Annotated in this window: 11 protein-coding genes; 3 read left to right on the top strand and 8 right to left on the bottom strand. The window is 71.1% G+C overall.

All coding sequences use genetic code 11. From position 1 onward, the window contains the following. Nucleotides 1-70: 70 nt before the first annotated feature. Nucleotides 71-1,480, bottom strand: coding sequence for a type I glutamate--ammonia ligase (gene glnA / locus ACFT4A_RS40560; protein ID WP_376647837.1), 1,410 nt, complete (start codon nt 1,478-1,480; stop codon nt 71-73). 210 nt (nt 1,481-1,690) lie between these two features. On the opposite strand from glnA, the gene ACFT4A_RS40555 reads away from it, so the two are divergent. Further along, the gene (locus tag ACFT4A_RS40555) at nt 1,691-2,158 is read left to right on the top strand and encodes an RDD family protein (protein ID WP_382841139.1); all 468 of its coding nucleotides are present in this window, start codon (nt 1,691-1,693) and stop codon (nt 2,156-2,158) included. 72 nt (nt 2,159-2,230) lie between these two features. Here the strand turns inward: ACFT4A_RS40555 and ACFT4A_RS40550 are convergent, their stop codons facing one another. The 4 genes from ACFT4A_RS40550 to lipB form a co-directional block, all read right to left on the bottom strand. Further along, on the bottom strand, nt 2,231-2,932 hold the full coding sequence (locus tag ACFT4A_RS40550) for a DUF4191 domain-containing protein (protein WP_189724640.1): 702 nt from the start codon (nt 2,930-2,932) through the stop codon (nt 2,231-2,233). A 76-nt stretch (nt 2,933-3,008) separates the two neighbouring features. Then, on the bottom strand, nt 3,009-3,221 hold the full coding sequence (locus ACFT4A_RS40545; RefSeq protein ID WP_184596319.1) for a hypothetical protein: 213 nt from the start codon (nt 3,219-3,221) through the stop codon (nt 3,009-3,011). Between the two features lie 261 nt (nt 3,222-3,482). Continuing rightward, nucleotides 3,483-4,448 (bottom strand): lipoyl synthase, encoded by a 966-nt coding sequence (gene lipA / locus ACFT4A_RS40540; RefSeq protein WP_215121926.1) that lies wholly within the window; start codon nt 4,446-4,448, stop codon nt 3,483-3,485. Between the two features lie 280 nt (nt 4,449-4,728). Then, nucleotides 4,729-5,529 (bottom strand): lipoyl(octanoyl) transferase LipB, encoded by an 801-nt coding sequence (lipB, locus tag ACFT4A_RS40535; RefSeq protein WP_382841134.1) that lies wholly within the window; start codon nt 5,527-5,529, stop codon nt 4,729-4,731. A 238-nt stretch (nt 5,530-5,767) separates the two neighbouring features. Between lipB and ACFT4A_RS40530 the strand changes: the two genes are divergently transcribed. Further along, nucleotides 5,768-7,264: a regulator gene (locus tag ACFT4A_RS40530; RefSeq protein ID WP_382841132.1), complete on the top strand. Its 1,497-nt coding sequence runs from the start codon at nt 5,768-5,770 to the stop codon at nt 7,262-7,264. Between the two features lie 78 nt (nt 7,265-7,342). Here ACFT4A_RS40530 and ACFT4A_RS40525 read toward each other — a convergent pair whose 3' ends face one another. Then, entirely contained in the window at nt 7,343-8,749 is a 1,407-nt protein-coding gene (locus ACFT4A_RS40525) for an NAD(P)/FAD-dependent oxidoreductase (RefSeq protein ID WP_382841130.1), read from the bottom strand. 249 nt (nt 8,750-8,998) lie between these two features. Beyond that, entirely contained in the window at nt 8,999-9,895 is an 897-nt protein-coding gene (locus tag ACFT4A_RS40520; protein ID WP_382841128.1) for a TIGR01777 family oxidoreductase, read from the bottom strand. A gap of 71 nt (nt 9,896-9,966) precedes the next feature. Between ACFT4A_RS40520 and ACFT4A_RS40515 the strand changes: the two genes are divergently transcribed. Further along, nucleotides 9,967-10,464, top strand: a complete 498-nt coding sequence (locus ACFT4A_RS40515) for a GNAT family N-acetyltransferase (RefSeq protein WP_382841126.1) — start codon at nt 9,967-9,969, stop codon at nt 10,462-10,464. A gap of 7 nt (nt 10,465-10,471) precedes the next feature. Here the strand turns inward: ACFT4A_RS40515 and ACFT4A_RS40510 are convergent, their stop codons facing one another. Further along, nucleotides 10,472-11,656, bottom strand: a complete 1,185-nt coding sequence (locus tag ACFT4A_RS40510) for a MarP family serine protease (protein WP_382841123.1) — start codon at nt 11,654-11,656, stop codon at nt 10,472-10,474. Nucleotides 11,657-11,773 lie beyond the last annotated feature (117 nt).

The raw sequence follows: 11,773 nt of genomic DNA, 5'->3' as shown, positions 1-11,773 counted from the left end.
ACAAACGACACACCACCCCAAGCAGATGAGTATAAGAGACAGACATACTTAAGCCACGATCAGGCGTCGATCACACGTCGAAGTACAGCTCGAACTCGTGCGGGTGCGGACGCAGCTGCAGCGGCGCGATCTCGTTGGCGCGCTTGTAGTCGATCCACGTCTCGATCAGGTCCGGCGTGAAGACGTCGCCCGCGAGCAGGAACTCGTGGTCGGCCTCCAGGCGGTCGAGGACGGCCGGGAGCGAGGTCGGGACCTGCGGGACGCCCGCGTGCTCCTCGGGGGCGAGCTCGTAGAGGTCCTTGTCGATCGGCTCGGCCGGCTCGATCTTGTTCTTGATGCCGTCCAGGCCCGCGAGCAGCAGCGCCGAGAAGGCCAGGTACGGGTTGCCGGAGGAGTCGGGCGCGCGGAACTCGACGCGCTTGGCCTTCGGGTTCGAGCCCGTGATCGGGATACGCATGGCCGCGGAGCGGTTGCGCTGCGAGTAGACCAGGTTGACCGGCGCCTCGAAGCCCGGCACCAGGCGGTGGTACGAGTTCACCGTCGGGTTGGTGAAGGCCAGCAGCGACGGGGCGTGCTTGAGGATGCCGCCGATGTAGTAGCGGGCGGTGTCCGACAGGCCCGCGTAACCGGCCTCGTCGTAGAAGAGCGGCTGGCCGCCGGTCCACAGCGACTGGTGGACGTGCATGCCCGAGCCGTTGTCACCGAAGATCGGCTTCGGCATGAAGGTCGCCGTCTTGCCGTTCTGCCACGCCACGTTCTTCACGATGTACTTGAAGAGCTGCAGGTCGTCGGCCGCGGCGAGCAGCGTGTTGAACTTGTAGTTGATCTCGGCCTGGCCGGCGGTGCCCACCTCGTGGTGCTGGCGCTCGACCTGCAGGCCGGCCCGGTCCAGCTCCAGGGAGATCTGGGCACGCAGATCGGCGAAGTGGTCGACCGGCGGGACCGGGAAGTAGCCACCCTTGTAGCGGACCTTGTAACCACGGTTGTTCTCGACGGCACCGGTGTTCCAGGCGCCGGCCTCGGAGTCGATGTGGTAGAAGGACTCGTTCGCGCTGGTCGCGAAGCGGACGCTGTCGAAGACGTAGAACTCGGCCTCCGGGCCGAAGTACGCCGTGTCGGCGATCCCGGTGGAGGCGAGGTAGGCCTCGGCCTTCTTCGCCACGTTGCGCGGGTCACGGGAGTACTGCTCGCCCGTGATCGGGTCGTGGATGAAGAAGTTGATGTTGACCGTCTTGTCGCGGCGGAACGGGTCGACGCGCGCGGTGGACAGGTCGGCGCGGAGCGCCATGTCGGACTCGTGAATGGCCTGGAAGCCGCGGATGGAGGAGCCGTCGAAGGCGAGCTCCTCGGCCGGGTCGAAGGCCGATGCGGGGATCGTGAAGTGCTGCATCACACCCGGCAGGTCACAGAAGCGGACGTCGATGAACTTGACGTCCTCGTCCGCGATGAACTTCTTGGCCTCGTCGGCGTTCTGGAACATCCAGCTCCTCCTACTCCCGACCGTCCCGCCGGGGTGGTAGTTCGTTCGTGCTGCCAGTGCGGGTGGCACACGCTGACGTAGACCCTAGGGACGGGTGATTTCTCTGGCGTGACTCATTTGTTTCGCACAAGTTAACCGGCTCACCCTCCACCGTAGCCCGACCACACCCCGCCGTGCCCTGGTCATTTACGGGCGCAGTACCGTGGACGGGTGGACAACAGGCAAGCACTCGGATCGTGGCTTTCCGGGCCCCGCGCGGCCGCGGAAGAGGCCGGTGTCGACTTCGGATACCGGGGCGAGCAGCTCGGTCTGCCCGAGGAGGGACCCGGCTCGATCGCCCGTCCGGGGCGCCGGTTCGGCGCCCTCGCCGTGGACTGGGGCCTGAGTCTCCTGATCGCATACGGTCTCATCACGCAGAGCTACAACGAAGCGGCCCAGATCTGGGCGCCGCTCATCCTGTTCGCCCTCATGGTGCTCACGGTCGGCACCGTCGGCTTCACCCCGGGCAAGCGGCTCCTCGGCCTGCGGGTGCTCGCCCTGGACACCGGCCGTGTCAGTCCCTGGCGCACCCTCCTGCGCACGGTCCTGCTCTTCCTCGCGATCCCCGCCCTGATCTGGGACCGCGACGGGCGCGGGCTGCACGACCGGATGGCGGGCACGGTCGAGGTCCGCATCTAGCGCATCCAGTACGAATGATGAAGGGGCGCCCGGTGTGATCCGGGCGCCCCTTCATCATTCGTGTGCGGAGTGTCAGCGGGCCTTCGGTCCGCCCTTCGGCAGCTTCATGCCCTTCGGCATGGGCCCCTTCGGCAGCGGCATGTTGCTCATCAGGTCGCCGAGGGCGCGCAGCCGGTCGTTCGTCGCCGTGACCTGCGGGCCGGTCAGCACGCGCGGCAGCTTCAGCATGGTCGTGCGCAGCTTCTTCAGATCGACCTGGCCCTCGCCCGTGCCCACGACCAGGTCGTGCACGGGCACGTCCGCGACGATGCGGTTCATCTTCTTCTTCTCGGCGGCGAGGAGCGACTTCACCCGGTTCGGGTTGCCCTCGGCGACCAGGACGATGCCGGCCTTGCCGACCGCGCGGTGCACCACGTCCTGGTTGCGGTTCATCGCCACCGCGGGGGTCGTCGTCCAGCCCCGGCCGACGTTGTCGAGCACCGCCGCCGCGGCGCCGGGCTGTCCCTCCATCTGCCCGAAGGCGGCCCGCTCGGCCCGGCGCCCGAACACGATCGCCGACGCGAGGAAGGCGAGCAGGAGGCCCAGGATGCCGAGATAAATGGGGTGACCGATCAAGAAACCGATCGCGAGGAAGACACCGAAGGTGACGATTCCGACTGCCGCGAGTACAAGACCGATCTTCTTGTCGGCCCTGCGGGTCATCTTGTAGGTCAGAGCGATCTGCTTCAGTCGCCCGGGGTTCGCAGCGTCCGCTGCAGGTTCCTTCCTCGCCATGGCACGAAGTCTACGTGGCCCCACAAGCGCCGACGACGGCAGTGCCCGCGGGGACCCATGGGGGAGGGGTCCGGCCTCAGGGACGGACGGAGACGGAACGGGAAACCGACTGGTCGAGGACGCGCTGCGTCTCGACCCGGTCCTTGGCGCGACGGCGGTCCTCCAGCACGGAGGTCCACGCGTTGCGGCGGGCGGTGCGCTGACCGCTGCTCATCAGCAGCGACTCGACGGCACGCAGTGCGGTGGTGAAGGACGGAATCGCGGTGGCGCGGACCGGCGCGGCCTGCATGGGTGAGGTCCCCCCTCGGGATGGGTGTACGTGCTGTGAGTTCAGCGTCACTGATTGGTGTTACCAGGGCGTGACCGGCCGGTCAAACACCCATGAAGCCCCGGCGGGGAGCGGTGAAACGCCGACGCGGTCCCGACATGTGCCCTCATCTGCGAGGACGGTCAGGACCGCGTCAAATCGGCCGCTACTGGCGAGTAGCGTCTTGTGCGGGAATTCACACGCTTGTCTCGCCCTGGGGTGGGCGAGGGTGGTGACGATGCGTCAGACGGCCTGGGCCGCGATGCGCGCGTCCCGCTGCTCCATGGCCATCCGGTAGAGGCGCCCGGCGCGGTACGAGGAGCGCACCAGCGGGCCGGACATCACACCGGAGAAGCCGATCTGCTCGGCCTCCTGCTGCAGCTCCACGAACTCGTGGGGCTTCACCCAGCGCTCCACGGGGTGGTGGCGCACGGAGGGCCGCAGGTACTGCGTGATGGTGACCAGCTCGCAGCCCGCGTCGTGCAGCTGCTTGAGCGCGTCGCTGACCTCCTCGCGGGTCTCGCCCATGCCGAGGATCAGGTTCGACTTGGTGACGAGGCCGTAGTCGCGGGCCTCGGTGATGACCTTCAGGGAGCGCTCGTAGCGGAAGCCGGGGCGGATGCGCTTGAAGATGCGCGGGACCGTCTCGACGTTGTGCGCGAAGACCTCGGGGCGGGAGGAGAAGACCTCCGCGAGCTGCTCCGGGACGGCGTTGAAGTCGGGCGCGAGCAGCTCGACCTTCGTCCGGCCGTCCTCGCGGTCCGCCGTCTGCTGGTGGATCTGGCGGACCGTCTCGGCGTACAGCCAGGCGCCGCCGTCCTCCAGGTCGTCGCGGGCGACGCCGGTGATCGTGGCGTAGTTCAGGTCCATGGTGACCACGGACTCGCCGACCCGGCGGGGCTCGTCGCGGTCGAGCGCCTCGGGCTTGCCGGTGTCGATCTGGCAGAAGTCACAGCGCCGGGTGCACTGGTCGCCGCCGATGAGGAAGGTCGCCTCGCGGTCCTCCCAGCACTCGTAGATGTTGGGGCAGCCGGCTTCCTGGCAGACCGTGTGCAGGCCCTCGCTCTTCACGAGGTTCTGCATCTTGGTGTACTCGGGACCCATTTTCGCCCGGGTCTTGATCCACTCGGGCTTGCGCTCGATGGGGGTCTGGCTGTTGCGGACCTCCAGGCGCAGCATCTTGCGTCCGTCGGGTGCGACTGCGGACACGACCGGCTCCCTAGCGATTGATTCTTCGGCGCCCTCTAGGGTACGCCCGTTGATTTGAATGCCTGTGTGGGTGTTAGGCCCTGTCGTTTGGATCACGCCGCAGGCGCGGGGCTTGGCACGCACATCTGCCGCGTTGTCGTCGGTCGCCGATGCTCCGCATCGACTCCCTCCTCCGCCTTGCAGCTGCACGCGCCAAGCCCCGCTCACCGGCGTCGAACAGCACCGTCTCTTTGCTGTGGCCTGATCCAAACGACAGGCCCCAACCCCTCCACGCGCGGATCTATGCCGCCGGCGTCCTCTCGATCTCCCGCGGCTTCAGCTCCGCGTTCTCCAGTACGTCCCTCAGATGCCGCTCCACCACCGGCAGGACCTCCTCGATCGTCACGTCGCGGCCCAGTTCGTTCGCCAGGGACGCGACGCCCGCGTCGCGGATGCCGCAGGGGATGATCCGGTCGAACCACTTGTTGTCGGGGTTCACGTTGAGGGCGAAGCCGTGCATGGTGACGCCCTTGGCCACGCGGATGCCGATCGCGGCGATCTTGCGGTCCTCGCGGCGCTGGCCCGCGTTGGACGGGGCGTACTCCGGGCCGTTCAGGCGCGGGTCGAACTCCTCGTCGTGCAGACGCGGGTCGAAGTCCAGAGCCAGCCCGCCGAGCGCGGGGCGCTGCTCGACCGGGTCGCCCAGGACCCACACGCCGCTGCGGCCCTCGACCCGGGTGGTCTCCAGGCCGAACTCGGCGCAGGTCAGGATCAAAGCCTCTTCGAGGCGGCGTACGTGCGCCACGACGTCCACCGGGCGGGGGAGCTTCTGGATCGGGTAGCCCACCAGCTGGCCGGGGCCGTGCCAGGTGATCTTGCCGCCGCGGTCCACGTCGACGACCGGCGTGCCGTCCAGGGGCCGCTCGTTGTCCGCGGTGCGCCGGCCCGCCGTGTAGACCGGGGGGTGCTCCAGGAGCAGGACCGTGTCGGAGATCTCGTCGGCGAACCGCGCCGCGTGCACCCGGCGCTGCTCGTCCCAGGCCTCCTGGTACTCGACGGCCTCGTCACCGAACCCCATGCGGACGAACCGCAACCCACTCACGGCAAGCGCCTCCCTCGGACAGGTGTGTCAGACACGTATCGCGCCCAAGCCACTGTACGTCCGGCCCACACACGTCAGTCCCGGGGCCAATCCTCACACGATCGGATGAATGTCCGCGAAAATGTGTGATGGGGTGCTTACTCTCCGCTACATTCGCGCCGTCCAGCAAGCCAAAAGGCCTGCTCACACGCAATCCGGCACAGCAACGACACCGGAAGGCAGGAGACCGCACCGCACCATGACGGAACGACCCGCGCAGCGCACCCCCAACCGACAGCTCGCCGCGCTCATCGCAGAAGCGGGGTTCTCCAACGCGGGACTCGCCCGTCGCGTGGACCAGCTCGGTCTCGAACACGGGCTCGACTTGAGATACGACAAGACCTCCGTCACCCGGTGGCTGCGCGGCCAGCAGCCCCGCGGCACCACGCCCGCGCTCATCGCCGAGGTCTTCACCCGGCGTCTGGGGCGCCGCCTCACGGCCCAGGACCTCGGCCTGGACGCCTGTGCCCCGGTCTACGCGGGGCTGGAGTTCGCGGCCGCCCCCGAGGAGGCCGTCGACATCGTCAGCGGCCTGTGGCGCAAGGACTCCGGCAGCCACGCCGAGCTGCGCAAGATCGCCTTCACCCCGGCCGGGCTGGTCGTGCCGAGCCGGGACTGGCTGATCGGGCGGGCCGACGAGAAGGTCGCCCGGGGCGAGCCGCCCGCCGCCCGCATCCCGGCCCAGGGCCGCGTCCCCGTCCGCCTCCCGGCGGCGACCGAGCCGGGCGTGCCGGGCGTGCCGGGCGTGCCGTCCCTGCCCCGCCAGCGCGGCCAGGCCGAGCGCGGACCCGGCCAGAAGGTCACCGGCGGCGACATCGCCGCCCTGCGCTCGGTAGGCGAGCTCTTCCGCACCCTCGACGACGCCTACGGCGGCGGTCACGCCCGCCAGGCCCTGGTGCGCTATCTGGAGCACGAGTGCGAGCCGATGCTGCGCGGCACCTACGGCGAGCAGACCGGCCGCCGGCTGTTCGCCGCCGCCGCCGACCTCACCCGGCTCGCGGGCTGGACGTCGTACGACATCGCCGCGCACGGACTCGCCCAGCGCTACTTCGTGCAGGCGCTCCGGCTCGCCCAGGCGGCCGGGGACCGGACGTACGGGGCGTATGTGCTGGTCACCATGAGCCGGCAGGCCGTCTACCTCGGGCACGGGCGGGAGGCCGTGCAGCTCGCCCGGGTGGCACAGCAGGGCGTCGGCACCTCGGCCCCGCCCGTCGTGCAGACGCTGCTGCACGCCTCCGAGGCGCGCGGGCACGGAGTGCTCGGTGAGGTCCGGGCCTGCACCGCGGCCCTGGTCCGCGCCGAGCGCGCCCTGGAGACGGCCCGGCCCGGGGACGACGTACCGCACTGGGCGAAGTTCTTCGACGAGGCCCAGCTCGCCGACGAGTTCGGCCACTGCCACCGTGACCTGCAGCAGTTCCGCGCCGCCGCCCAGCACGCGGAACGCTCCCTGCAACTACGCGCCCCCTCCTACGCCCGCAGCCGCCTCTTCTGCCGCGTGGTCCTGGCCACCGCCCGCCTGGGCCTGGGCGAACTCGACCAGGCCTGCCAGCTGGGAGCGGAGGCCGCCGGCCAGGCCGCGGAGATGCGTTCGGTGCGGGCGGTGGAGTACGTGAGGGACTTCGAGCGAAGGCTGGAGCCATACAAGGACGCGGCCCCGGTGCGGACGTACCGCGACAAGGTAGCGGCCCTTCTTTAGGGGCGCGGGGCTGTGTCGATGTGCGGCTCCGCCGCGTGGGCGCGACAAGCCCCCACGCACCCGCACCCGACTAAGCACCTACGCAGCCCGGGGCACAGTAGGCAGCGGATCGGCCACATGCATCGACCGCCCCGCCCCCAAGTCCGCCAAGATCGCCGCAGAAGCCCGATGCCCGGAGTGCAAAGCCCCTTGCACCGTGCTGGTATCGCGGTGATCCCCGCACACATACAGCCCGGCGATCAACCGCACCGGCCGCCGCAGATCATGCGGCGGCCGCATCGCCGGCACGGCCTCCACCGTCCGGTGCACGGCCAACGTCTCCCACCGAGCCGTCGGCATCCCGTACAACCGCGCCAAGTGCATCCGCACCGCCGTGTCGACATCCCCCGGCGCCCGCCCCAGCACCGTCGAGGACACCAGGGCCCGCCCGGCCGGCGCCCGGGACGGATCGACATGACTCACCACCGCCGTATGCGCGACGGGCCCGCCGAGATCCGCGTCGAGCAGCAGCGACGCCCCCGTCTCCGGCGGCTCGTCGGTCGTGTGATGCACCACCGTCACCGGGTGGAACTCCGGCACCCGAAGCCCGGGCAGCAGTTCGGCGGCGGCCCGGGCATCGGTCGCCACCAGCACCGCCCGGCAGCGGATCTCGCCGTGCTCGGCGGTGGTCACCGAGGTCGTCGAGACGGAGGTGACGCGCACGCCGGTGTGCACGGTGCCCGGCGGCAGGGTGCGGGCCAGCAGCTCCGGCAGGGCCTCGGCGCCGCCCTCCGGCACACAGAGCCGGCCGCTCGCGAAGGCCCGCAGCGCCAGGTCCGCGCACCGGCTGGACGTGGTCAGGTCCGGGTCGCACAGCAGGGCGGCGAGCAGCGGACGCAGGAAGCCGTCGATCGTCCGGGCGGGCAGCCCGCGCGCGGCCAGGGCCTCACCGGCGGGCCGCTCCGGGCGGGCCAGCAGCCGTTCGGCCGGGGTGCTCGCCAGCCGGGTGAGCGCGGCACCCAGCCGGGCCTGGTCGACGGCCGTGCCGAGCGGGGCGCCGGACCGGCTCCGGGGTACGGAGACCTGCCGGCCCGGTACCGCCACCGGCCTCCTGGGCGGCCTGGGCGCGACCGGCGACCGGGGGGCGCTCGCCAGGGCGCGCACCGCATGGAGTGCGCCCCGTGCGCCCCCGGCGCCCGGCTGGACGCCCGCGCGATGGTGGCGGCCGTCGCCGTGCAGCAGGACCCCGGGCGCGAAGGGGCGCAGCACCAGCCCGTCCAGCCCGGGGGTCCGTTGTAGTTCGGGATACGCCGTGGACAGCAACTGGCCGATCCTGTCGAGCCGGAAGCCGTCGACCTTCTCCGTCGCCATGCGGCCGCCGACGCCGTGGGCGGCCTCCAGGACCATGGTCGTCACTCCTGCGCGGGTGAGCCGGTTCGCGGCCGAGAGTCCGGCGACCCCGGCCCCCACGACGACCACGTCCGCCTGGTACGCGGGCTCAAGCACGTGCCCCTCCTCGAGGTTGCGCGGGCGCTGGAGACGTCATGCCCTCAACAGGCCGCAGGGATACGCGAGTTCTGGTCGAGGGTAGGGCTGTGATCGGTCAAATGGGGTCGCGCATCAACAGGGCACGGTCGCACGGCGGTCGCATACGGATGCCTTGTGGGCATGAAGTGGTCGCAGGGGGCCAGGAGTCGACTCGAAGAGGCGACTCGAAGAGCCGGATCGGAACGGCCGGGACCCGTACCGGAGCCGTCACAGCGCCGCCCGGATCGCCCCCTCGATCTCCGGGAAGGCGAACCGGAAGCCCGACTCCAGCAGCCGCGTCGGCAGCACCCGGGCGCTGCCGAGCACGTCCCCGGCCATCTCGCCGAGCACACTCCGCAGGACGGGCGCGGGCACGGCGAACAGCGTGGGGCGGCGCAGCACGCGTCCCATCGCCGCGACGATCTCACGGTTCGTCAGGGGGTTCGGGGCGGTGAGGTTGAACGGCCCGGACAGACCGTCCGTCTCCAGGAGATGCCGGATCGCGGCGACCTCGTCGTGCAGCGCGATGAACGACCAGTACTGCCGCCCGTCGCCCATCCGCCCGCCCAGCCCCGCCTGGAACAGCGGGAACAGCCGCCCCCACGCACCGCCCTCGCGGGACACGACCAGTCCGGTCCGTGTGAACACCGTGCGCACACCGGCCTCCCGGGCCGGTGCCGCGGCACCCTCCCAGTCCACGCACAGCGAGGGCAGGAAGCCCTCACCCGCCGGAGCGCTCTCGTCGACGGCCCGGTCCCCGGTCTCGCCGTAGTAGCCCATGGCGCTGCCGTTCACGAGGACCCGCGGCCGGTCCTTCTCGTCCAGCGAGGCGACGGCCTCGGCGAGCGCCGCCGTGCCGTTCACCCGGCTGTCGCGGATCCGCTGCTTGTAGGCGTCCGTCCAGCGGCGGTCGCCGACCCCGGCCCCCGCCAGGTTCACCACCCCGTGGCACCCGGCGAGCCCTGCCGTGTCCACCCGCCCGCCCTCCGGGTCCCAGCGGACCTCGTCCGCCGCCCGGGGCTCATGGCGCACCAGGCGCACCACCTCGTGCCCGTCCGCGGTCAGGGACCGCACCAGAGCGCTGCCGATCAGACCGGAGGCGCCGGTCACCGCGATGCGTCGCATGGCTCAATCTTGCCGGTCGCGTACATAAAAGCCCCGTCGGGAACCGCCGTCGCCGACGTAACGTGACCGCCATGCCGACTCCGCACATACGCCCCGCGCGGCTCGACGACGGGGAAGCGCTCGGGCTGCTCGACCGCGCCGTCTGGTCGCATCAGCACGCCGTCCAGCCCCGCCCCGAGCCGCCGTACGAGCCCTTCTTCGCCGAGCAGTTCCTGCCGCGGGACTGTCTCGTCGCCGAGCTCGACGGAGCCGTGGCCGGCTTTCTGCGGCTGGGGACCGCGACGTCGCTCGCCTGCAACGCCCATGTGCGGATGATCCGAGGGCTCGCCGTCGCCGAGGAGGCGCGCGGGCACGGCGTCGCCCGGGCGCTGCTGCGGGCGGCGGCGGAGGAGGCGCGACGGCAGGGGGCGCGGCGCATCACCCTGCGCGTCCTCGCGCACAACACGGCGGCCCGCAAGCTCTACGAGTCCGAGGGATTCGTGGTGGAGGGGGTCCTGACGGAGGAGTTCTTCCTGGACGGCGCGTATGTCGACGACGTCTTCATGGGGCGCTCCCTGCCGACCGCCTGACCGGGCGTCATGACGTGGCGAGATCCCCCGTGTCCACCGGAGTCGTCGCGTCCGCCGCCCGGCGCGCGTCGGCGGCGACCTCGGCCGCCGTCAGGACGTAGCCGGTCTCGGCGTCCGAGGTGGAGCGGGCGAAGACCACGCCGTAGACCCGGCCGTCGGTGGTGAGGAGCGGGCCGCCGGAGTTGCCGGGGCGGACGGTGGAGCGGATCGAGTAGATCTCGCGGGTCACCGTCCCGTCGTTGTAGATGTTCTGGCCCGTCGCCCGCACACGGTTCGCGACCGTCGCCCCCTGGAGGTTGAGGTCGCCGTCCTGCGGATAGCCCGCGACGACCGCCGAGTCGCCGCGCTCCGCCGCGTCGTCGAACCGCAGCACCGGCGCCTTGAGCCCCGGCACGTACAGCACGGCCACGTCCTTCTGCGAGTCGAAGAGCACCACCCGCGCCTCGTACGTCCGCCCGACCCCGCCGATCTGCACGGTCGGCTCGTCGATGCCGGCCACCACATGGGCGTTGGTCATCACGTGCTCCCGCGAGTACACGAACCCGCTGCCCTCGCGGCCCTGGGTGCCCGCGACGCCCTCGACCTTCACTGTGCTCCGCTTGGCGGCGTCGGTGGCGGCCGCGGTGACGCTGTCACCGGAGGGCGCGGCGACCTCGGCGGTCGACTCGTTCTCGAACGGGTTGAAGACCTGCGGGAAGCCCGCCTGCGTCAGCGCGGACGTGGCCCCCGAGAACCAGTCCGGCGTGGTGTCCGGCATCGTCCGCTGCACGGCGTCGAGCAGCCGCGAGTCCCGGATCGCCGAGGTGACCAGCGGCGACGAGGACACCCCCAGGACGCTCGCGGCCACCCACGCCACGATCAGCACGGCGACGGCGTTGGCCACGGCCCCGCCGATCCCGTCCGCCACTCTGAGCGGCCCTCTGTCCAGCTCCCGCCGCAGCCGCAGCGCGAGGCGCCCCGCCAGCTCGTGACCCACCACCGCCGGGAGCAGCACCGTGAACACCGCTGTCAGCGTCGCCCCCGTCGTCCCCGGCGTCACCAGGTCCATCACCCACGGCAGGACCCACACGCCGATGACCGCGCCGCCCACGAAGCCCGCCAGTGACACACAGCCGGCCACCAGCCCGCGCCGGTACCCGGACGCCGCATAGGCCAGGACGACCAGCAACAGCAGGATGTCGAGCAGGTCCACGCACGCCGCCTTTCATTCGGAACCCCTTAGTACGTGGGGGGAGGGCCCGGTGATCAGTCACACGCGCGTGGATGATCAGAACCGGCCACGCGTCCGTGCACCAGGAAAAACGTCGCG

This window comes from Streptomyces sp. NPDC057099 (genome assembly GCF_042671245.1).
In the GTDB taxonomy this organism is placed as follows: domain Bacteria; phylum Actinomycetota; class Actinomycetes; order Streptomycetales; family Streptomycetaceae; genus Streptomyces; species Streptomyces purpurascens.
Note: the sequence above shows the minus strand (reverse complement) of the source record. Positions and strands in the feature narration are given on the sequence as shown.